At 61.7% G+C, this 21,625-nt stretch carries 15 protein-coding genes; 6 read left to right on the top strand and 9 right to left on the bottom strand.

All coding sequences use genetic code 11. From position 1 onward, the window contains the following. The first annotated feature begins 2,226 nt into the window (after positions 1–2,226). From F8O05_RS02835 to F8O05_RS02810, 5 genes are all read left to right on the top strand, one after another. Complete coding sequence (locus F8O05_RS02835) at positions 2,227–3,126, top strand: ParA family protein (protein ID WP_158051213.1); 900 nt, start codon at positions 2,227–2,229, stop codon at positions 3,124–3,126. Between the two features lie 286 nt (positions 3,127–3,412). Next, complete coding sequence (locus tag F8O05_RS14885) at positions 3,413–4,510, top strand: ParB/RepB/Spo0J family partition protein (protein WP_404811353.1); 1,098 nt, start codon at positions 3,413–3,415, stop codon at positions 4,508–4,510. 568 nt (positions 4,511–5,078) lie between these two features. Next, the gene (locus F8O05_RS02820; protein ID WP_192496999.1) at positions 5,079–5,891 is read left to right on the top strand and encodes a DUF6807 family protein; all 813 of its coding nucleotides are present in this window, start codon (positions 5,079–5,081) and stop codon (positions 5,889–5,891) included. Next, entirely contained in the window at positions 5,888–7,030 is a 1,143-nt protein-coding gene (locus F8O05_RS02815; protein WP_158051211.1) for a Gfo/Idh/MocA family protein, read from the top strand. The genes F8O05_RS02820 and F8O05_RS02815 overlap by 4 nt, the downstream gene beginning before the upstream one ends. A 154-nt stretch (positions 7,031–7,184) precedes the next feature. After that, positions 7,185–8,579, top strand: coding sequence for an MFS transporter (locus F8O05_RS02810; protein WP_158051210.1), 1,395 nt, complete (start codon positions 7,185–7,187; stop codon positions 8,577–8,579). Between the two features lie 11 nt (positions 8,580–8,590). On the opposite strand, the gene F8O05_RS02805 is transcribed toward F8O05_RS02810, so the two are convergent. The 6 genes from F8O05_RS02805 to F8O05_RS02780 form a co-directional block, all read right to left on the bottom strand. Next, positions 8,591–9,586 (bottom strand): D-alanine--D-alanine ligase family protein, encoded by a 996-nt coding sequence (locus F8O05_RS02805; protein ID WP_158051209.1) that lies wholly within the window; start codon positions 9,584–9,586, stop codon positions 8,591–8,593. Positions 9,587–9,628: 42 nt separating this feature from the next. Further along, positions 9,629–10,957, bottom strand: coding sequence for an aminotransferase-like domain-containing protein (locus F8O05_RS02800; RefSeq protein WP_158051208.1), 1,329 nt, complete (start codon positions 10,955–10,957; stop codon positions 9,629–9,631). Between the two features lie 101 nt (positions 10,958–11,058). Then, positions 11,059–11,382: a thioredoxin gene (gene trxA, locus F8O05_RS02795; RefSeq protein WP_158051207.1), complete on the bottom strand. Its 324-nt coding sequence runs from the start codon at positions 11,380–11,382 to the stop codon at positions 11,059–11,061. A gap of 11 nt (positions 11,383–11,393) precedes the next feature. Further along, positions 11,394–12,479: a thioredoxin-disulfide reductase gene (trxB, locus tag F8O05_RS02790; protein WP_158051206.1), complete on the bottom strand. Its 1,086-nt coding sequence runs from the start codon at positions 12,477–12,479 to the stop codon at positions 11,394–11,396. A gap of 131 nt (positions 12,480–12,610) precedes the next feature. Continuing rightward, positions 12,611–14,506: a murein biosynthesis integral membrane protein MurJ gene (gene murJ, locus F8O05_RS02785; protein ID WP_158051205.1), complete on the bottom strand. Its 1,896-nt coding sequence runs from the start codon at positions 14,504–14,506 to the stop codon at positions 12,611–12,613. Between the two features lie 2 nt (positions 14,507–14,508). Continuing rightward, the gene (locus F8O05_RS02780) at positions 14,509–16,956 is read right to left on the bottom strand and encodes a DUF6049 family protein (RefSeq protein WP_158051204.1); all 2,448 of its coding nucleotides are present in this window, start codon (positions 16,954–16,956) and stop codon (positions 14,509–14,511) included. Positions 16,957–17,063: 107 nt separating this feature from the next. Here F8O05_RS02780 and F8O05_RS02775 point away from each other — a divergent pair, with 107 nt between their 5' ends. Beyond that, on the top strand, positions 17,064–18,569 hold the full coding sequence (locus F8O05_RS02775; protein ID WP_158051203.1) for a CCA tRNA nucleotidyltransferase: 1,506 nt from the start codon (positions 17,064–17,066) through the stop codon (positions 18,567–18,569). Between the two features lie 47 nt (positions 18,570–18,616). Here F8O05_RS02775 and F8O05_RS02770 read toward each other — a convergent pair whose 3' ends face one another. From F8O05_RS02770 to F8O05_RS02760, 3 genes are read right to left on the bottom strand one after another with little or no spacing between them, the layout of a single operon-like run. Next, the gene (locus F8O05_RS02770) at positions 18,617–19,573 is read right to left on the bottom strand and encodes a TAXI family TRAP transporter solute-binding subunit (RefSeq protein ID WP_158051202.1); all 957 of its coding nucleotides are present in this window, start codon (positions 19,571–19,573) and stop codon (positions 18,617–18,619) included. Next, complete coding sequence (locus F8O05_RS02765) at positions 19,570–20,964, bottom strand: sensor histidine kinase (RefSeq protein WP_158051201.1); 1,395 nt, start codon at positions 20,962–20,964, stop codon at positions 19,570–19,572. The genes F8O05_RS02770 and F8O05_RS02765 overlap by 4 nt, the downstream gene beginning before the upstream one ends. Next, positions 20,961–21,617 (bottom strand): response regulator transcription factor, encoded by a 657-nt coding sequence (locus F8O05_RS02760; RefSeq protein ID WP_158051200.1) that lies wholly within the window; start codon positions 21,615–21,617, stop codon positions 20,961–20,963. Before F8O05_RS02760 ends, F8O05_RS02765 begins: the two co-directional genes overlap by 4 nt. Positions 21,618–21,625: the final 8 nt, after the last annotated feature.

Genomic DNA, 21,625 nt, shown 5'->3' with positions numbered 1-21,625 from the left:
ACCGTCGTCTAGGAAGTGCCTGGTTCTCCACGAAGAATAGCTGCAGGGTGAGTGCGCACAAATCGCTGAGTGAATGGCGGTGAGGACGTTTCATGTGAAACGGACCGATGGCATCTCTCACGAATAGGTCACTGACAGCGGGCTGGCAACCTGGAGAGTGGAGCTGGTTGGTGGGAAGTCGTTTCTATTCGTCCAGTTCGTGCCACTGGAACAATACTGCTCTGATTTGAAATACAGTCAGGCCGATCCTTAAGGGCCACTTTCAATAGTTGCCGAACATCGAGATTGGCAAGTGAGAACATGTCAGTCTCATTTCAAGAGATTTGCGTGGTTGACCGAGGAAGGATTTGTATTTGCTACGGAGGTCTTCGAGATGCTGTCCGTTGCCGAGTGCACGCAGCAATAGGAGCTGGGCAATGGATTCAGGGATTCTCCTCGAGAAACTGTTTGCGCGATTAGTTCCGATCCCGTTGTACTAATACAGCCGTCCAAGGCATCACTGTGATCTAAGCATGACTGGCTGACGCCCCCCGGTCTTCAGTTGGCGAGGGGGCTTTGCAGACACGGATGACGGTAGAGCTTCGTCGATCTACACACACGGGTGTGGGGGCGTTCACTGCCGAGCCGTTTTTGCAGTGAATCCTGTCCTGAATTTCGGGAGGGTGTTTCACGTGAAACAACGCAAACATCACGGGCACGGATGCTCGCTTCATTTCACACGCAGCCCGGAAGTGGTCAACAGTGGTGTAGAACTAGGTTCCTTCCTTCTGCGACGCATACTGCTGGTGGTCGTCACGAACACAACCCTGTCGAAGTCGGCAGGAACCCTTTGTGAATCGTCACGAACTGCCGGTCTCACTCACGTGATTGGCTTGATCGTGCAATGTTTCACGTGAAACGCTGCGGATCTCACTTCAGACTGCTTTCACTGGTGAGTGGCCCGGACGTCCGCTGCATCATTTCTTCCAAGTAGTGGCTGCTCCGTTGGTCACGGAGATGTGTACACGGGAGAGCGTGTGGCTTCTCGGGCGCAATGCTGCCAAATAGTCTAGATTCGAAAGTGAAAAGTGGAACTGCGGAACTGACAGCGCGACGTCCAGCTCGGTCATACGACAGAAATCCAAGTAGGTCGGGTCAATATTGACCTGTCTCCTGTCTTCCGACGGCCGAATATCAGTGCATGGGTCGTCATTCCTGTGGTGTGGAACTCGCGCGGTGTCGGACCAAGCAACTTGATAGCCTAGGCAGCAGTCGCGCGGAGAGAGTCCCGAGTGAAGTGACCCCTTTCCACTCTCTTTCGGGTGTGGATTTGAGCTTCAGAGTGCGAGTGGTGTTGGCGTCGATGCCGAAATCAGAAGCAGCTGCCGTTTCACGTGGGACATATGGCCGATGGTGGCAACGGGCTGAGAGCTTCTGTTCAGCAGTATGTACGGTTCACGAAGCGTATAGGCACTGAGCGAAGATGATTTGGCGATCAGTGTGCGGGCTGTGTTCGCTCCAGAAATTCTAAGACGAACAACTTTCAACTCGAGTCTCTAATTCTTTGAGGCGCAGGACTACGACGTAATTGTTCGCGGGATATGTTTCACGTGAAACATTGAATCGCTAGGTAACGTCGGCACACGACTCTGACTCGACAGTAAGAGATTTGACCGATAGCACCTCCATAGGTGGCCAGACTGTGTGGATGTTTGTTGGAAACGCGATGCGCGAAAGAGGGAAGCGTTTCACGTGAAACGAGTTGCCCTATACGGCTGAGCTTGTCGACATGGCTGCATTCCCCGTTTGAGGAAGGGCTGTTTCACGTGAAACGGGAGTGATGCCCTATTCGGTTAGGGATGGTGCACGTTGGCCAAATTATCAACGTGCACCGGCGATCGGCTCCGGAATCGACCTGGGATCAAGGAAACCTGGGATCAAGTCAGATCGAAGATCAAAGCAGAGCCCGGACCGGAGCAGGCGTTTCACGTGAAACCATCACGACAAATTTGGTCCTTGGAACAGCACTGCAACGTCCCACAAAGGCGTGTCGGAGGCTCATGTGAGACTTCGTGAACGGGGTTGAAGTGGCGTGAGAGCCGAGGAATTGGAAAGTCTCATGTTCCACGTGAAACGTACTTATCCACAGGCCGCGAGTCTTTCCGAAGATTCCCAATTGTGGACGAAGATAGAAGTCCCGGAGCGAAATCAGTACTGAGCACGAACTGGGAGAAAGGGTCAGCCAGCATGAGCGACATTTTTGATTCGCCGATTGCCCGTCAACTCGCGGAACTCAACGCAAAAAAGAAGTCCCTGAAGAAGGAAATTGCGCCACGACCAGGGAAAACGCGTGTTCTGACGGTGTCGAATCAGAAGGGTGGCGTGGGTAAGACGACTACAACCGTCAACCTCGCGGCTGCACTGGCCACTTTCGACCTTCGAGTGCTGGTCATCGACAATGACCCGCAGGGTAATGCATCCACGGCACTCAACATCGAGCACCGAGGTGACACCCCAGGAACATACGAAGTCCTTATTGAAGGGATGCCACTTCGTGAAGTGATTCAGGCTAGCCCGGATCACAAGAACCTCTTCTGCTGCCCCGCAACCCTCGACCTTGCCGGTGCCGAGATTGAACTGGTGCCGATGGAATCACGTGAAACGCGACTTCGGACTGCGATCGAGCAGTACCTCAAAGAAACTGACGAGTCAGGTGACCGCGTTGACTATGTCTTCATTGACTGCCCGCCCTCTCTCGGTCTGCTGACGATCAATGCATTCGCCGCCGCCGAGGAAGTACTCATTCCGATTCAGAGTGAGTACTACGCCCTAGAGGGTCTCGGCCAGCTGCTTGGCTCAATCGACAAACTTCGTGGCTACCTTAACCCAAACCTCAGAGTGAGCACGATCCTGATGACGATGTTCGATAAACGGACCAATCTGTCACATGACGTGCTGAGCGAGATTCAACAACACTTCCCCGATGAGCTCTTGGACACCGTGATCCCGCGATCAGTGCGAATCTCGGAAGCCCCGAGCTTCAATAAGACAGTCATCGGCTACGACCCGGAAGGCGTCGGCGCAGTCGCCTATAAAGAAGCGGCACTCGAAATGGCAAAGCAAGGAGCGAGCACCAATGGCAACTAAGCGGCGAGCAGGTCTTGGCCGAGGATTGGGTGCGCTCATCCCACAAGCACCAGAAAGCGATGATCGTGCCATCGATGTCTTCTTCAACGGCTCGGCACCGAGTGGCCGGCAAGATGCATCGAAAAAAATCGATGCAGAAACTGAGGACGCCCAGAAGGATTCTCCTGAGCTCGTTGCAGACCTGAAGAAAGGTACCCCAAAGTCTGCTCCTGCGAAGAAGACTGCCTCCAAAACTTCTGCAGCAAAAACTACCAAGTCGAATTCGGCGAAAAATGCCAAAGAATCGATGATCGTGGATGAATCGACCGGGGAAATTCTCGACGAAACTTATCCACAGTCATCCACAACTTCATCCACAGATCTCTCCACAGCGAGTTCACCGGAGGTAGTGCAGGTAGACGCAGCTACGTCTGAGGAAACTGACGAGCAGCTTGCATTGAGAATTATCGATGAAGCTGAATCCATGCTTTCCGATGGATTCGCACCCAACGGTGAAGGTGAGGATGCCGGCGAAGAGCAGATCGAACCGGCGGACAATCTGCTGCCCATCCCAGGTGCACAACTCGGGAATCTCGATCCCTTCCGGATCGTTGCGAACACCCGCCAGCCTCGAAGTGAGTTTGATCAGGAAGCGCTCGATGAGCTCACGCACTCCGTGCGCGAGTTCGGAGTCTTCCAGCCCATTGTGGTCCGACCCATCCCCGATGAGGATCCGCGTCGGAGTGAAGGCGAATACGAACTCATCATGGGTGAGCGACGCCTCCGCGCAACCAAAGCATCCGGCCGGACTTCTATTCCTGCGATCATCCGGCACACCGATGACGAAGACATGCTTCGGGATGCGCTGCTCGAGAACCTGCACCGCGCCGACCTGAACCCACTCGAAGAAGCATCTGCGTATCAGCAGCTCCTCGAGGACTTCGGTTGCTCACAGCAGGAACTCTCGGAGCGGATCGGCCGTTCGCGCCCGAGAATCTCGAACACCATTCGCCTGCTTAAGCTGCCAGTCGATGTGCAGCGCAAGGTTGCCGCGGGTGTGCTGAGTGCCGGCCACGCTCGCGCGATCCTCTCGGTGGGTGAACCAGCAGCGATGACGCAGCTCGCGAATAAGATCATTAACGAGAACCTCACCGTGCGTGAATCGGAAATGGCTGCCGCAACCATGAGCATCCGCACCGACCGTCCCCCGACGAAGCAGGCGCAGGTCGGCACCGACTCGCTCAACGCACACCTGTCGACCGTGGGGGAGCGGCTCGGGGACCGGCTCAATACCCGAGTCAAGGTTGTACTCCGCAAGACCAAGGGGCAAATCAGCATTGACTTTGCGTCAGTGGCTGACCTTAACCGGATTCTTGAAGCGATCGGCGAACCAACCGACTACTAGCTGGAAAGCCTCGAGTGGTGTTGCCATGCCACGAAAGCCTCCCCGATCAATCGCAGCTCGTTGCTTTGATTGGGGAGGCTTTTTCCGGTGAATTAATCACGTGGATAGAGCCATAGCGGTTTACTAGCTCCACATATGTTGGGTAAATTCGGGAAAATCTGTGATTTTCAGAAATCTTGAAACGTTTCACTAGACACCGGCGGTGCGGCCCGGTTACGCTACAAACATGGAGCGGCAAGCGCTTTCCCGCGAAGACGCGGAAGCAAATCAGCAGACCACAGAGACCTCGTGGTCTAGTGGCACGCGGCCTCTTCCCAATGCGGGGAAGGCGGCACGGGCCAAAGTCGCTGACGCTGAACTACGGTTGCTCGACACAGGGGCCGCGATTCGGATAAGTCTTGGCGAGGCGCGACTTGCGACCTACACGTACCGCGACGCAAGCTTTTCTGCGTCTGCGTCTGCGTCTGCGTCTGCGTCTGCGTCTGCGTCTGCGTCTGCGTCTGCGTCTGCGTCTGCGTCTGCGTCTGCGTCTGCGTCTACCCAAGGTACGGCAAGTGGCATAGAGGCAGTGCGGGCGCCGCGACCCATTTGGCAGTTCTGGGATGCACAGGGGCGTGAACTGACCGATCGCTTCCCGGACGACCACCCATGGCACGAGGGACTTTCGCTCGCCATTGCGCACGTGGGCAACACGAATTTCTGGGGCGGTCCGACCTATCAGCCTGGCACAGCAGAGCGCGCGGCCGGCTATCAGCAGCTCGAGAACCTGGGGAACCAGGCGCATCAAGCACTCCGCGTCGAGACTTCCATCCTGGGCTCCGCGAATTCCGCGATCCACATCACCCATGAGCTGGAATGGCTCGATGAACGGGTGTTACCCATCCTGAGTGAACTCCGTCGAATGACACTCACCGTCGAAGACGCGCAGCACTGGCGCCTGACCTGGCACACAACCCTCCGCAACCTCAGCAAGGGGCCGGTGCACCTCGGGTCTCCGGCAACCAAGGGGCGGGCGGGTGCTGGCTACGGTGGCATCTTCTTGCGGCTCGCAGCTGACTACCGCGACGGCATCCTCGTCGACGCGAAAGGCAACCGCGGCGAGTCTGTAGCCGAGGGCCATGCCTCGTGGCTCAGACAGTACTCGACCGACGCATCCCGACCCAGCGTCCGCTTGAGCAGTGCGTCCTCCCAGCCCACCTGGTTCGCTCGAAGCGTTGAATACCCGGGCCTTGGCCCGGCACCCTTTGCAGAGACCGAAACCACCTTGGCATCCGGCGACACGGTCGAGCTCGAGTTCGAGATGACCGTCGCTCGAGATGCATTCAGCCCGGATGCATTCAGCCAGGATGCATCCACTCAAGATCCGGAGGTGACACCATGACCTCAACTACCCTCCGCTGTGCAATTGTCGGTACCGGAGACGCGGCGCGCCTGCACGCGGAAGCGATCCTGGCGCATCCGGCCGCGGAGCTCAGCGCGGTCACGAGCCTCAACCTCGATGTCGCGCGAGCCTTTGCCAAGACTTGGGGTGAGCCGGCAGTCTATGACTCCCTCGAGAGTCTGCTCGCGGAAGCCGCACCCGACGTGGTGCTGCTCTGCACGCCGCCGGCCACACATGCGGATGCGGCCCTCGCCGCCTTCGCTGCGGGCGCGCATGTGATCTGCGAGAAGCCACCGGCCACCAGTCTCGTTGATGTGCGTCGGATGGAGGCTGCGGCGCGGGCGGCTGGGCGCGAGTTTGCGGTCGTGTTCCAGCAGCGCTCCGGAACCGCCACGCAGCACGTGCAGCAGCTGCTTCGCAGCGGCGCCGTGGGGCGACCCCTCGTGGCCCAGTGCAATACCCTGTGGTATCGACCGGATGCATACTTCGATGTGCCTTGGCGCGGTACCTGGGCCTCGGAAGGCGCGGGGACTCTGCTGCAGCACGGCATCCACCAGGTGGATCTGCTGAACTACCTCGCGGGCCCCTGGGCGGCAGCGAGCGGCCGACTGTGGCGACTCGCGCGTGACACCGAAACCGAGGACACTGCCACCGGCACGATTCAGTTCGCCAGCGGCCTCATCGCCCAGGTCACCTCCACGGTGCTCGCACCGCGGCAGTCGAGCGCAATCCGAATCGACACCGAGCTCGCCACCATCGAACTCGAGCACCTCTATGGGCACGGCCACGCCAACTGGCGGATCACCCCCGCCCCGGATGTTCCGGAAGCGGTTGCAGCAGGCTGGCAGCTCCCGGAAGCAGAAGTTCCGAGCGGCCACACGCCAATCTTGCACGGGGTGTTGGATGCGCTTGCCACCGGAAGTGCGCTCCCCGACATCGCTACCGGCGCAAGCGAAAGCTTCGGCTTGCTCACCGCGATGTATCAATCCGCCCAAGACGACGGCAGGCTCGTTCGCCCGGATGAACTGACCGCCGACAATGCCGCAACCAGATCGTTGCGGGCCGAAGTCACCGAGCTGCGGCCGGAAGTCACCGAGCTACGGCCGGATGCATCCCAAACCACCGAAATATTCGGCTGAATAGCCGAACCGACCCACCGACCCTATCCACCCACCATCCAACCAACAACCACATCGCTCAAAGCTGCGCGAAATTGAAACGTATCAATCCGCATCCTTGCGCGAACCATGCAGGTCACGTGACATGATCTGACCACGAAAGGATCGAAACTCAATGACGATTTCGGACTCCGGCACCCGCCGAACACCAAAGAAGGCTGCGCTCAGCGGCTGGATCGGCAGCGCCCTCGAGTACTACGACTTCGCGATTTACGCGCAGGCCGCGGCACTCATCTTCCCGCGCATCTTCTTCCCCGACTCCAACCCCGCGGTGGCGATCATTGCATCCCTCGCGACCTATGCCGTCGGCTACGTCGCTCGACCCATTGGTGCGGTCGTCCTCGGCCACTGGGGTGACAGAATCGGCCGCAAGAGCGTGCTCGTGTTCGCGATGTTCCTCATGGGAGTATCCACCTTCGCGGTTGGATTGCTGCCGACCTACGCCCAAATTGGTGTGGTCGCACCGCTCCTGCTGGTCTTGCTGCGTCTCATTCAGGGCTTTGCGGTGGCCGGTGAACTTGGCGGTGCGAGCGCAATGATCATCGAGCATGCGCCGGACGGCAAGCGCGGTTACTACGCGAGCTTCCCCCTGCAGGGCACGCAGCTCGGCACGGCGCTCGGCTCGGCGGTGTTCATTCCGCTGACCGCATTCCTGCCGGATGCCGCGTTTGAGTCCTGGGGCTGGCGAGTGCCGTTCATGCTCAGCGTTGTTGTGGTGATTGCCGGCTACCTGATTCGTCGCCATGTTCGCGAGACCCCGACCTTCCAGGAGAACCGCACCGAGATCAAGCGCGAGAAGCCACCGGTGATCGAGGTATTCCGCACCCGCTGGAAGCTCATCATCAAGGCAATCCTGATGTCCTTCGTGAACATCATCGGCACCACGGTGGTCGTCTTCGGCACCGCGTACGCCACGAACCCCGGGTACGGCGTCGGTATGGATCCCACCGTCTACCTGTGGATTCCGGTGCTCGCGAACCTGGTCGCGATCGCGCTCATCCCCTCCTTCGGGAAGCTCTCGGACCGCATCGGTCGTCGTCCGGTGATGCTCATCGGCACCATCGGGGCCGGACTCCTCGTCTTCCCCTACCTCTACGCGGTCGGGCACAAGAACGAAGTGCTCACGATTCTCCTCGCCATCCTGCTGATGGGTGTGCTCTTCCAGATGTGGAACGCGGTCTTCGCGAGCTTCTTCCAGGAGATGTTCCCCGCATCCACCCGCGTGACTGGCTTCGCGATCTCGCAGAACATTGGTCTTGCGATCGTCGCCTTCGCGCCCACGATCTTCTCCTTCGTGGCACCTCCGGGCACCGAGAATGTACCGCTGATCGTTGGCGGCATCTGCCTGGTCGTTTGCCTCCTCGCCGCGGTGGCGACCATCCTCACTCCGGAAAGTCACCGGGTTCGGCTCGAGGACCTCGGTACCTGGAGCGCCCCGGTGATTCCGAAGGAAGAGTATATGAAGCTCTACCGTGCCAAGACGGAGGATGCGCCTGCCGCAGCCGAGTAGGCGCCCGCCCGCTAGACGACCAGGTTAGGGGTGGCCGGGGTATTACGCGGGCCACGAGCCGCCGCATGCTCGGCGAGTCGCGCGTAGACATCGGACACCTCGAGCCCGGCGGCCTGGATGCCGAGGGGCACGAGCGAGGTCTCGGTCATGCCGGGAATGGGGTCGGCTTCGATGAACCACGGCTTGCCGGATTCATCCACGATGAAGTCGACCCTCGCGACATCGGCGAGGCCAATCACCTGGCAGGCCTTCACCGCAAGCTCCGACACTTCGGCGAGTACCGCTTCGCTCACTCGAGCGGGTGCGAAGAAGGTGGTCTCACCGGCGTTATAACGGGCCGCATAGTCGTAGACACCGCTGTGCGGCACGACCTCAACCGGGGGCACCGCGAAGGGGCCCTCGCCAAAGTCGAGAACACCGACCATGAGTTCGGTGCCGGTGACCTTCTTCTCGATGAGCACGCCATCCGAGTAAGTGAACGCCGTGACCATGGCTCGCGAAAACTCAGCCTTCTCGTTCACGAATGACACGCCCTGGGAAGAACCACCTTCGACCGGCTTCACAACGGCGGGGAAGTCCACACCCTTCGAGATCGCGTCAATCACGCTCGCGGCACCCAGCTCCCGGAAAGTGTCGTTCGGCAGCACGATGGACTGCGGCGTCGCGATGCCGGCGCGCTTCACGAGTGCCTTCGACGTGGCCTTATTCCAGGCGAGCATCGCCGCCGTCGGACGAGACCCGACGTAGGGCACTTCGAGCGCCCGCAGCAGCGAATACAGCGCACCGTTCTCACCCGAGACGCCGTGCAGCACCGGCCACACCACATCCACATCCTCGAAGTGCTGCTCGAGCCAGGGCAGGAGTTTCTCATCGGGTTCTCGAACGGTGACCCGGGCACCTGCCTTGATCAGCGCATCCGACACCCGCCGGCCCGAACGCAGCGAGACATCGCGTTCGTGCGAGATCCCACCCGAGAGAATTACTACGTGGCGTCCCTCGATCGTCATAACGTTTGCTCCTAGCTTCGCTTCAATTCGTTCGGTGAGGGGTTAGTTGAGGTCCGGCGGCGCCGAGGCAAAACGGCCGTCATCGGCGGATCGATTGTCGAAGCTGCCGAAAGTCTCGATGATTTCGAGTTCGCCGTTGATGACATTCGCGAGGCGTCGGACGCCGAGGCGGATGCGCTCGGGTGTGGGCAGCGAGAAGGACAATCGCATTTTGTCGTGCCCGCGGCCATCGGCGTAGAAGCCGGTGCCCGGGGTGTATGCGACCAGTTCCTTCGTCGCGCGGGGCAGCATTTGCTTGGAATCGAGCGACTGCGGCAGCTGCACCCAGGTGAAAAAACCACCGTTGGGAACGGTCCACGACAGCTGCGGCAAGTATTCCTCGAGAGCCAGCAGCATCGCATCCCGCCGCTCGCGATAGGTGCCGCGGAAGGTGTCGATCTGCGCCCGCCAATCGCTGCCCTCGAGGTACTCGGTGACGAGCCATTGGTTGAGGGAGGACGGGGAGAGGATCGAGGACTCCACCGCGAGGATGAGCTTTTCGCGGATGCCGTGCGGTGCGAGCACGTAGCCCACGCGCACGCCCGGCGAGAGAATCTTCGAGAAGGAACCGAGGTAGAGAACGTGGTCCTCATCGAGCGAGCGGATCGCGTTCGGCGCGGGCTCGTCGAAGTAGAGCAGCCCGTAGGGGTTGTCCTCGACGATCAGCACATCTTCGCGGATGCACAGGTCGAGCACCTCGCGGCGTCGCGCTGCCGACATGGTCACCCCGGTGGGGTTATTAAAGTTCGGGATCGTGTAGAGGAACTTGACGGCCTTGCCCTCGGCCCGGGCCTTGTGGATCGCGGCCTCAAGCGCCTCGAGGTTGAGCCCTTCCTCGTCCATATCGACGTGGCGAACATCCGCCTCATAGGATTTGAAGGTGCCGAGCGCGCCGACGTAGCTCGGTGTTTCGAGCAGGATCACGTCGCCGGGGTTGATGAAGAGTTTGGTGACGAGGTCAATCGCGTGCTGCGAGCCGGTGGTGGTCACCACGTCGTCGGCCGAGGCTCCGGTGATGCCTTCAATCGCCATCAGGTCAAGGATGCGCTCGCGCAACTGCACGATGCCCTGGCCGCCGCCGTACTGCAGCGCTTCGGCGCCGTGCTCCTTCATCATCCGCTTGAACGCTCGGTGAATGAGCTCTTCCGGCAGCGCGCTCACGAATGGGGAGCCACCGGCGAGTGAGACGACCTCGGGGCGTGAGGCGACTGCGAAGAGCGCTCGCACCTCGCTTACGGTCAGGCCGGCGGTGCGGCGCGCATAGTTGTCGTACCAGGGGTCTAAATTGAGGCCCCCGGGCTGATGTGTTGAATCTTGCGATGACACGGGCATCCTTCGCGTAATAGACGAAAGGCCAGTCTACGCCCGGGGTAGGCGTGAGACTGGCCGGTCGCTGCGTGACGCGTCCTGAGCGTCGTATCGAAGGAAGGAACCTAGTCCAGCAGGCCCTCAAAGTCCTTCTCGAGCGCGCCCTTGGGCTTTGCGCCGACAACTTCCTTGCGGATTTCACCGTCGCGGAAGAGCTTGATCGCGGGGATCCCGGTGACTTGGTACTCCATCGCGAGGCTCATTTCCTCGTCGACATTCACCTTGACCACCTTGACGTTGGGGTGCTCCTCGGCCAGCTGGTCGAGCACGGGCGATACCTGGCGGCAGGGGCCGCACCATTCCGCCCAGAAGTCGACGATGACGGGGCCGTCTGCCCCGAGCACTTCCTGCTCGAAGGTTGCGGCGGTGGCGTGAGTGACGTTTGCCATGGTGTGAATCCTTACTTGTCGGAGAGCAACGAGGGGTTGAACCCGATGGGGTTGAGTGAAATCGACGCTGCAGCGGGAGCCTCGGCCAACCCGATTGCGGGGGCTTCGGCGTCTGCGGCTTCAGCGTCGGCAGCGCTGTCGCTGGTTTCGACTGAGACCTGGGCGAGGAGCTCGGGGCGCAGCGAACCGAGGTAGTCCTCCACATCGAGCGCTGCGACCGTGCCGGACCCGGCCGCGGTGATCGCCTGGCGGTAGTGGTCGTCGATCACGTCACCGGCGGCGAAGACACCCGGCAGGGTGGTGCGGGATGAACGGCCATCCACCTTCACAACACCGGTCTCGGTGAGTTCGATCTGGTCCTTGAACAGGTCGGTGCGGGGGTCGTTACCGATCGCCACGAAGGTGCCGGTGAATTCCCGCTCGAACTGCTCGCCGGTGATGGTGTTCTCGAGCTTCAGGCCGGTCAGGTTCGTCTCGCCGAGGTACTCAAGCACCTTCGTGTTCGTGACCCACTCAATCTTCTCGTTGGCTTGGGCACGCTCGAGCATGATCTTGGATGCGCGGAAGTTTTCCGAGCGGTGAATGACGGTCACGCGGTCGGCAAAGCGGGTGAGGAAGAGCGCCTCTTCCATTGCCGAGTCACCACCGCCGATTACCGCGATGTGCTGTTCGCGGAAGAACGCACCGTCACAGGTTGCGCACCAGGACACGCCGCGGCCCGAGAGGCGGTCCTCACCCGGAACGTTCAGGTGGCGGTATGCCGAACCGGTCGCGAGGATGACCGCGAGGGCCTCGTAGTCACCCGAGTAGGCGGTGTGGATCTTCTTGATCTCGCCCTCGAGTTCGACCGACTCGACGTCGTCGAAGACGAGTTCGGTGCCGAAGCGCACGGCCTGGTCCTGGAATTTCTGCATCAGGTCCGGGCCGAGGATACCCTCGGGGAAGCCGGGGAAGTTCTCCACATCGGTCGTGTTCATCAGTTCGCCACCGACCTCGACTGCCGAGGTAAACAGCACCGGTTTCAGCCCGGCGCGGGCAACGTAGATGGCGGCGGTGTAACCGGCGGGACCGGAACCAATGATGGCGACATTTCGCATGGGGCGACTCCTGGATGCAGTGCTGGGGTTGGCTGCTATTGACGGCAACCGTAATCGGCGGGGTTCTATTCCGCCAGGGTGGCGGTCAGAAACTGTGGGGGTATGTGGCTGGCAGACTGGTTGACTCTTGGTTAGATCAGTGGCTCATCGTCGATGGCGTGGCGTTTCTCGTACGCCTCGCGGCTGCGTTTGCGCTCATATTCGCGCAGCTCCCGACGGGAGGGCACTTCGGTGGTGACTTGGCTCGCCATCGCCATTTCGCTCTCGGGGCTTGCGGGCGTGGTGGAGCCGAAGGCGGAACCGAGATCCGGCGTGTATTGGTGGACGAGCGAGTCGTATTCCTGCGCGAACTCATCCGCGTTTACGGCTGCAGCCGAGTGGCGGGCGAGTTCGATCGAGTGGCGGCCTCGGCGGCCGACCACGCGGCGAATGAGCGGCCCCACGAAGGGCTCAATTTCGGGGCTGCGTGTCGCGATGGCGATACCGAAGTACAGCAGTGCCATCACGGCACCACCGATGGCGCAGGCCACCAGGGCGTTGAAAATACTGGCTCGTGCCCAACCGCCCTCGCTGTAGGTACCGAGGCTCCACATTAACAGCAGGCCGACCACACCGGCGGGAATGGCGTACACCACAAACCGCACGAAGGCCCGCAGCAGCGAAGCTCCTTCGAGGTGGCCGAGCCGCTTGCGCAGCACATTAATCATGATCGCAAAGCGCAGCCAGGTGACCGCCGACTGGACGAGTACGAGGCAGATCACGAGGATCTCCACCGGGGCGAACTGCGCGACCAGCCAGATGCCTACAAGCTGCAGCGGTGCTGTGAGCGCGTAGAGCAGGAACACACTGCGGGTGTCTTCGAAGGCGTAGAACACGCGCTGCACGTAATAGAGCAGTGAGTAGGACAGCAGGCTCAAAAGGGCCCCGCACATCACCAGCGCGAGGGCTTCGAGCCCGGAATCGCTCCCGTCAAAGATGCGCGCGAAGGCGGGCGAGATCACCATCAGCCCGAAGGCCGAGAAGATCATGAACATCGTGATCGCTCGGGCGCCGCGGGAGAAATCGGCGATCACCGATTTGGTGTCTTTATCGGCGGCCTTCTCGCTCAACGAGGTGAACATTGTGGTGGTCAGCGACACCGTCACGATGGAGTGCGGCAGCATGAAGATCATCCACGCGTTTTGCAGTGCTGCGAGCGAAGCGGCCTGACCGAAGGCCACGTTCGCGGCCACGGTCTCCAGCCAACCGGTGACCTGCACCACGATCAGCAGGCCGAAGGACCAGCCCGCGAGTTTGCCGATCCGGCCCAGCCCGGTGCCGCGGAACTGGAAGTCCAGACGGTACCGCAGCCCCGCCTTGCGCAGAAATAGGAAGAGCACTCCCGCCTGGGCGACCACGCCGAAGGTCGTACCGCCACCGAGCACGGCGATCATCATCGGGTCCCAGTCGGCGATCTGGCGCGACCCGGAGGGGTCGGCGCCGAAGACCACCGAGAAGACCACGAGCATCCCGATCGCGATCACGTTGTTGAGCGCCGGGGCCCAGGCGAAGGGGGCGAAAATGCTGCGGGCGTTGAGTACCTCGGAAACCACCGCGTAGAGGCCGTAGAAGAAGATCTGCGGTAGGCACCAGTAGGCGAAGGCGATCACGAGCCCGAGCTGTTCGCTCGAAAGCGTCACCCCATAGATCCACGAGAGTACGGGAGCGCCGATCGTCACGATCAGCGTCAGCGCACCGAGCACCACCACCGCGAGGGTAATGAGCCTGTTGACGTACTCCTGCCCGCCATCCTCACGCTTGGTGGCCCGCACAATCTGCGGCACGAGCACCGCGTTTAGCAGACCACCCGCGATCAGCGAGTAGATATTCGAGGGCAACGAGTTTGCGTTGGCGAAGGCGTCGGCGGAGGCCGACCCGACCAGACCGATGGTCTGGGCCAACACGATCGCCTTCACGAACCCGAGCACGCGCGAAACGAGCGTTCCCGAGGCCAGCACGAGGCTCGTGCGTCCGAAAGATTTAGCCATTGCTAGTCGTTGTTACTGCTTTCTGTCGGCGCGGATTCCGACTCGCTCGATTCTTCCACTTCAGCGGCGTTGTCGCGCGTTCGGCGGCGAATGGTGCGCCAGATTCCCAAGACAAACAGCAGCACACCGGCCCCGATCAGGATGCCCACTGCCACCGTTTCGAGGCTCGCATTCACATTCACGACGAACTCGGCAGAGTTATTCAGCTGCACATTCGTGGTCGTCCACAGGGTCGCCTCCACCCCGCTCACCCCGTTCGCGATGGCCTGTACCGGGAGGGTGGCGCGGGTCACGGTTCCCGCGGGAATCGTGACGGTGGTGACTTCATCCACGGTGAGATGTCCGGTGGTGGGTCGCAGCCGAAGCTCGACCGTGACATCCCGATCGGAGGCGTTTTCAATAAACAGCGGCAGCGAGGATTCGTGGCCAATGAGTTGAATCTCACTGTCACCAACGATCGAAATCTCATCCGCAACCCCCGTCGCGAATTCCGTAAACTCCGCCCGCTCGCCTGGCCACGCATCCGTCTCTATGACCGAATTTCGGATTGTCCAAAGCAGTGCCACCTGCAGTTCTTGGTCCACCGCCTGCGGATCCTCATAGAGGGCGGTGAGGTTCATGCCGCGCTCGAGCGCGGAGGTCAGCTCGAGAAACTCCGTTACGGTCTCTTGCGCATAGCCGCCCGGCACGAGCTCGGTTTCGGGGAGGATGCTCGGGTCGTCTGCCCGGGTCGGAATCGCGTCAATCGCGGTCCAACTATTGTCGGTGAGCCCAGCGAGCAGCTCCCCGAGCAGCTCCGGATCGGCCAGCGCTTCACGCGGGAGGACGGTCACGATTTGGCGGACCTCATTGGGAGCCTCACGCGCGATGACCGCGAGCAGGGATGCGATATCGGTGCTCGCATCCTGGAATTCGAGGGTGGATTCGGCGGTCACCGCGCTCGCGATCGCAGCATCGAGGGTCTGATCGGTGACAAGCACCTCGGTGCCAGCAATCTGCTGTTGGGAACTCGGCGTCGCGGAGCGGTCGGGCGAGCTGGTGGCCTGATCGCCAGCCAAAATAATGGTCTCCGCGCCCCAATCGGTCAAGGCCTCCAGGCTCTCCACGGTGCCGGATGCTGGCCAAGACAAATCGGGCCGGGTGTAGTCGAATTCGAGGAGCTCTTCGGCCTCGGGCGCTTCCCGAGGCTCCAGGATCGGCTCCTCTTCGTCGGCGGCATCATCGGCGTCCGGCTCGCCAGCGCCGGTTTGCGCGGGATCGGTCTGGCTGGGGTTTGTTTGGGCAGGGTCGGTTTCACCGGGCTCTGTGAGGCTTGTCTCCAGGGGCAATTCACCGGTGCTGTCGGCTTGGCCCTCCACCTCGGGGGCGTCCGTGCCATTTGTGCTGCCCGGGGTTTCGGTGCCGGTTGGCTCCGTGGGCGTCGGGGTGGGCTGCACCTCGGTGAAGAACTCGTGCTGTGAGGTTTCGAAACGAAATCCGGTGGTCTCGATCGGCGCTTCGAGGCCCGCCTGCGCTTGCAAGGTGAGGCTCGCATCCGCAAACTCGAGGGCGAAACTGGGGTCCTCGAGCGACTCGAGCCGCTCGAGCCAGGCCACCGCAGTCTCCGGCGCATCCGCACCCAGAGCACGAATCGAAACCAGCAACCGCGGGTCGATCGCGAGCGTCGCCGAGGTACCCGCCACCGCATCCAGCAGCTGCGTGAGGTCACCCTCGGGGGCCGTGAGCTGTTCCAACTCAACCGCGTCGAGTAGCCCCTCGTCGCCGAGATCGGTAACGATGGGTACCACCGGGCTGATACCCACCGGGTTTGCGGGCGATTCTGCATCCCAGACAAAGGAACTGCGCCCCTGTGCGGCGATACCGCCGTCGGCGTGCCATTGGAGCGTCAAGCCACGCGTGCCGAAGCTGCTGGCAGCCAAAAACTGGGTCGCACTGGCCGGAATTGTGACGGTGAATTCCAGTGTCGAACCTGGATGCACCTGGTCGACAGTCTGTCGGTATACCTCGGTTCCGAGCGAGAAATCAGGGAAGGACTGGGTGTTCTCGGTCCACGCGGTGAGGTCGTATCGCGTGTCGATTGTCTCGTCATCAATGTGGAAGGAGATTTCACCGGCGCTGGCGATCTGATCGGTGCGATTCGAGAGCAGAATCGTGGCCGTGACGGCCTCTCCCGGGGAAAGCGCGCCACCGTCATGCAAGACGAGATCGGCGGACAACTGACCCTCGACACCGTCACCGAGGTCGGTCGGCTCGAGCTGCGCATCCTGCCCCAACACGGCATCCTGACTGAGTCCAGCATCCTGACCCGGCACGGCGCCCGTCTGCGGGGTCGCCAAAGCGCCCTGCGGCGCGAGCGGAGTGACCCCACCGAGGCCGAGTGCCACGACTGCGGCGGCAAGCAAATGTCGCCAGGGCAGTCGTGGTGCTCGCGGATGCGGTGCATCAGACATGAACTTCAGTCTACGAGTCGTCTGGTCCAAGCCGCCTCGGCCGCACGGTGGAGCCCGGCATCCCACGAGGTTCTCAGCTTGTCGTATGGCCCTCGTAGACTGGTTCGGTGGAACACGTGCAGACAGCTATGGCGAGATTGACCGAACTTGCCCGCTCGGGACCGGTCGCGAAGCTTGCGACCGCCTTCGCCGAGGCGGGCGCTCAGTTGGCCCTGGTTGGAGGTCCGGTTCGCGACGCTTTCCTCGGGCGGCCCGTGCACGACCTCGATTTCGCGACGGATGCGCGACCTGACCGCATCCTCGAGATCGTCAAGCCCATCGCGCAGGCGCACTGGGATATTGGTCGCGATTTCGGCACCATCGGTGCGCGGATTGACGGTGAGCAGGTCGAGATTACGACCTATCGTTCGGATGAATACGACGGGCAGTCGCGCAAGCCCGTGGTGGCTTTCGGTGACTCGATTGAAGGTGACCTGCACCGCCGCGATTTCACGGTCAATGCGCTTGCGCTCGCCCTGCCGCAGCTCGAATTGGTCGACCCCACCGGTGGTTTTCAGGACCTCGTTGACGGTGTGCTGCGCACTCCGATTGAACCTGAGATTTCCTTCGGTGATGATCCGCTGCGGATGCTGCGCGGGATTCGGTTTTCTTCGCAGCTTGGTTTCCAGCTCGATTACGCGGCGTTTGAGGCGACTCGGGAAATGGCGCCGCGCATTAAGGACATTTCCGCCGAGCGGGTACGCGATGAGTTCATCAAATTGATGTCGACCGATTCGCCGCGGGCGGGTATCGAGCTGCTTGTGGAGACGGGGCTTGCCGATCTTGTGCTGCCGGAATTGCCGGCGCTGCAGTTGGAGCGCGACTCGGCGCATCAGCACAAGGACGTGTACGAGCACTCGATTCAGGTGCTCGAGAACGCGATTGCGCTCGAGAAGGAGGCGGCAGCGAAGCGGGCTGCGGTGGATGCTGAGGGTGCCGCTGCCGAGGGGTCGCTCGCAGCCGAGTCAGAGGTCAAGCCCGAAGCCGACGTCGTGCTGCGTATTGCTGCGCTGTTGCACGACATCGGTAAGCCGCGCACTCGCGAGTTTGGCCCGAACGGTCAGGTGACGTTTCATGGACATGACTGGGTCGGCGCCAAGATGACGAAGAAGCGTCTGAGCGCACTGCGCTTCGACAATGATTCGGTGAAGGCAATTGCGCGACTGGTCGAGTTGCACATGCGGATGTACAACTACGGCAGTGCGGGGTGGACGGACTCGGCTGTGCGTCGCTTTGCGCGCGACGCCGGGGAGCGGCTGGACCAGCTCCTGATCTTGATCCGCGCCGACATCACCACGCGCAACCGCCGCAAGTCAGAGCGACTGCAGTTCGGCATCAACGACCTCGAAAACCGGCTGGCGGCGCTCCGCGAGCAAGAGGAACTCGACGCCATGCGACCGGACCTCGACGGCGATCAGATCATGCGCATCCTCGACCTGAAACCGGGACGTGAGGTGGGCGAAGCACGCAAGTTCCTACTCGACCTGCGCCTCGACGAGGGCGCCCTCGGCGAAGAAGAAGCCACCAAGCGCCTGCTCGCCTGGTGGGCGTCCCGCTCCGAGAGTCGGCCGTAGGCCGTATCCCGCTCCATGAGTAGGCCGTAGGCCGTATCGAACGGTGCCTAACCGTAGAGCTCGCGGTAGCGGCGTTCGGCCGCTTTGTGGAGGGGAATCGGGGCGGTGTCGATCAGCGCCGCCAGGGTGAGGTACTGGATGCCGGAAGTATCTTCCGGGATGAGCGCGGCCGAGTCGCCGACGAGCACATCCACGACCGCCTGCGCAATCGAATCGGGCAGATCTGGCCGCGCGAGCAGGAAATTCGCGATCCCAATCGTCGGTGTCGGCGTCACCGATCCGTACACACCCGTTGGCACCTCGGTGAGGGAGTAGGTGTGGGGATAGGCGCGATTGAGTGGATCAAACGCGCTGGAAAGATCGAGCAGGCGGATGGGTGTGGTCACCTGCAGCTCGTGGATGCGGGCGGTGGGCACACCACCCGACCAAAAGAACGCGTCGAGCGCCCCCGAACTCAGGGCTGCCGTGGCCTCCTCGAGCGGAAATTCGCCAATTATCGGAGGATCCACGGCATCAATGAGGCCATTCGCAGCCAGTAGCCGCGTGGTGGTCAGCGAACTGCCGGAGCCGACCGCGCCAATGGAAATGGCTCGTCCACGCAGGTCCTGCAGGGAACGGATATCGGTACCGGCGCGCACCACGCACTGCAGATAGTTTTGGTACACCCGGCCCAGAGCCACCACATCTGCGCCCTGCCCGAGCGCATCAATCGCCGAATCCGCGAGAGACATCGCTAGCGGTGCCGAACGATCCGCCAGCATCGCGAGATTTGCCACGCTGCCGTTCGTGATGAGCACTTCCAATTCCGGCCCACCGCGGCGGCCCAGCGCATCCCGCAGCAACTCACCAAATTGCAGATAGAGACCGCCTGGTTCACCAGCGGCGAGTCGAAGCCCATCGGAGTCTCTGCTGGTCGTGCAGCCCAGCAGCGGCAGCGCGAACGTAGCGGCCATTGCCATCAGCACGGTACGACGGGACACTGCCGCCGAAGACTGCCCGCTCATGCCGCCACCAACCGGATGCGGGTACGCAGACCACCCTGCGGTGCACGGTCGACCTGCACGGTCGCGTAATTGGCCTTCGCGAGTTGCATGATGATCGCATAGCCAAGCCCGGTACCCGGCAACTCGCGGTGCTCGGAGGCCCGCCAGAACCGGTTGCCGAGCTGAGCCACGTCCTCCTCGCTCAGTCCGGGGCCGGAATCGGCCACCTCCAATACGGCCGCGGTCCCGTGAACACTTAGCCCCACCGTGACGACGGCACCTGCTCCGGCGTATTTTCGTGCGTTGTCGAGCAAAATCTCCACAATTTCGACCAGGTCGTTTTCCTCCGCGAGCAGGTGCACGGGGGTGTCCTGCGCGATGAGTTCCAGCCCCGCCTGTTCGAGTGAATATCGTTGCGGTTCGGCGAGCGTGGCGGCACTGGTCACACATTCAACCGGGCACTCGACGCCCGCATCCATGCCTTGACCGCTGACCGTCTCGGCGGCGCGATGTTCCGCGTTCGCGAGCGTCAGCATCCGCTCAACCGTGTATTCGAGCCGATCGAGGTCTCGATCCACGGCAGCGAGTTCTGCGGCATTTTCTTCGCGAGCCAGCGAATCAATGCGCAGCCGGATCGCCGCGAGCGGCGTACGAAGCTGATGGGATGCATCCGCGACGAGCCCGCGCTGCTGCTCGAGAGCTTGGTTGACGCTCTGCGCCATTTTCACGAATGACTCCGAAAGCCGCTGCAGCTCGGGCGGGCCGCTCACGCCAGCCAGTTCGTGATCGCGCTGTTCCGAGATCGCAATCGCGGCCGTATCGAGCGCGCTCACCGGCCGAAGCACCCAGCGCGTCCAGACCCAGGATGCGGCGATCAGGACCGCAAGCAGCGCGAGCCCGATCACCGTAATGAGAATCCAATCGCGGGTGACATCGGCTCGGGCCGCGGTTTGGTTGATTTCGAGGAGCACCGCACCGCGCACAGAGTGCTCGGCATGAATCGGATCGGCGACGAGCGCGCTATCGGGACTCCACGGGTAGATCGTTGGCAGCGACCACTGGGGTACCGCTCTGGCTGCCGCAGTCAGCAGTTCCGTGACCTGCGCATCCAGCGGTAGATCCCCCACCGAAGCGACTTCGCTGCCGCTGCCGTCTACCACAATGACCGCTTCACCGAAGGTGTCATAAAAGCGATCGAGATACTGCTGGAGCTCGACGGTGCCGTCTTGCGCTGAGTCATTCCGAGCTGCCGCGGACTGCGCATGCAGGATGAGCTGGTCCATGGAGCTTTCCCGTTCGAGGGCGAGCTGCTGCGTCCGGGATTCGGCCACGGCCTGCCCCACGAACACGAGCACCGCGCACACCGTGATCAGCCCGAACACGAGCAGGGGATAGAGGACCCGACGTCTCATTCTGGGGATTCCAGCCGAAACCCGAAACCGCGAATGGTCGTGATCGCCAAGGCCGGTAGCTTCTGTCGCAACTGCGCCAGGTGCACATCGAAGGAGCGAGAATTCGCGGCGTACCCTTCCGGCCACACCTCATCGATGAGATCCGCGCGGCTTACCGCGGTGCCGGCATGTTCGGCCAGTGAGGTGAGCAGCTGGAATTCTGTTGGGGTGAGCGTAACCGTCTCGCCGTTGCTGGTAACGCGCATTGCCCTGGTGTCAATGACGACCGCACCGAGTTCATACCGTTCGGGTTTCACCGGTGCCGCATAGCGACGCGCAACCGCCCCAATCCGGGCGAGCAACTCGTGCAGCCGAACGGGCTTGACGAGATAATCATCCGCACCGAGCCGCAGAGCGCGCACGGTCGATCGCTCATCCCCGCGAGCGGTCACCACGATCACCGGCATTTCGCTCACTTGCCGAAGCTGTGCCAGCGCCTGAAAACCGTCGAGATCCGCGAGGCCCAGGTCGAGCAAAACAATATCGGCTTCCTGATGCCGGGCCACGACCTCGCTGCCGCGAGTAATTCGGATGCAGGAATGGCCGGCTCGAGTGAGGGCCGAGGTGAGTGCGGCGGCGATGGAGGGATCGTCTTCAACGACGAGTAGTCGCATGCGGTGTC

Origin of the sequence: Gulosibacter chungangensis, from assembly GCF_008831155.1 — a bacterium.
In the GTDB taxonomy this organism is placed as follows: Bacteria; Actinomycetota; Actinomycetes; order Actinomycetales; family Microbacteriaceae; genus Gulosibacter; species Gulosibacter chungangensis.
The sequence above is the reverse complement of the archived record's forward strand: the minus strand, read 5'-3'. Positions and strand labels throughout refer to the sequence as shown.

What these genes read in the sequence shown, in the direction of transcription:
- F8O05_RS02835 (WP_158051213.1), top strand. Translation starts at nt 2,227, where the DNA reads ATGAGCGACATTTTTGATTCGCCGATTGCCCGTCAACTCGCGGAACTC.
- F8O05_RS14885 (WP_404811353.1), top strand. Translation starts at nt 3,413, where the DNA reads ATGATCGTGGATGAATCGACCGGGGAAATTCTCGACGAAACTTATCCA.
- F8O05_RS02815 (WP_158051211.1), top strand. Translation starts at nt 5,888, where the DNA reads ATGACCTCAACTACCCTCCGCTGTGCAATTGTCGGTACCGGAGACGCG.
- F8O05_RS02810 (WP_158051210.1), top strand. Translation starts at nt 7,185, where the DNA reads ATGACGATTTCGGACTCCGGCACCCGCCGAACACCAAAGAAGGCTGCG.
- F8O05_RS02805 (WP_158051209.1), bottom strand. Translation starts at nt 9,586, where the DNA reads ATGACGATCGAGGGACGCCACGTAGTAATTCTCTCGGGTGGGATCTCG.
- F8O05_RS02800 (WP_158051208.1), bottom strand. Translation starts at nt 10,957, where the DNA reads ATGCCCGTGTCATCGCAAGATTCAACACATCAGCCCGGGGGCCTCAAT.
- trxA (WP_158051207.1), bottom strand. Translation starts at nt 11,382, where the DNA reads ATGGCAAACGTCACTCACGCCACCGCCGCAACCTTCGAGCAGGAAGTG.
- trxB (WP_158051206.1), bottom strand. Translation starts at nt 12,479, where the DNA reads ATGCGAAATGTCGCCATCATTGGTTCCGGTCCCGCCGGTTACACCGCC.
- murJ (WP_158051205.1), bottom strand. Translation starts at nt 14,506, where the DNA reads ATGGCTAAATCTTTCGGACGCACGAGCCTCGTGCTGGCCTCGGGAACG.
- F8O05_RS02780 (WP_158051204.1), bottom strand. Translation starts at nt 16,956, where the DNA reads ATGTCTGATGCACCGCATCCGCGAGCACCACGACTGCCCTGGCGACAT.
- F8O05_RS02770 (WP_158051202.1), bottom strand. Translation starts at nt 19,573, where the DNA reads ATGAGCGGGCAGTCTTCGGCGGCAGTGTCCCGTCGTACCGTGCTGATG.
- F8O05_RS02765 (WP_158051201.1), bottom strand. Translation starts at nt 20,964, where the DNA reads ATGAGACGTCGGGTCCTCTATCCCCTGCTCGTGTTCGGGCTGATCACG.
- F8O05_RS02760 (WP_158051200.1), bottom strand. Translation starts at nt 21,617, where the DNA reads ATGCGACTACTCGTCGTTGAAGACGATCCCTCCATCGCCGCCGCACTC.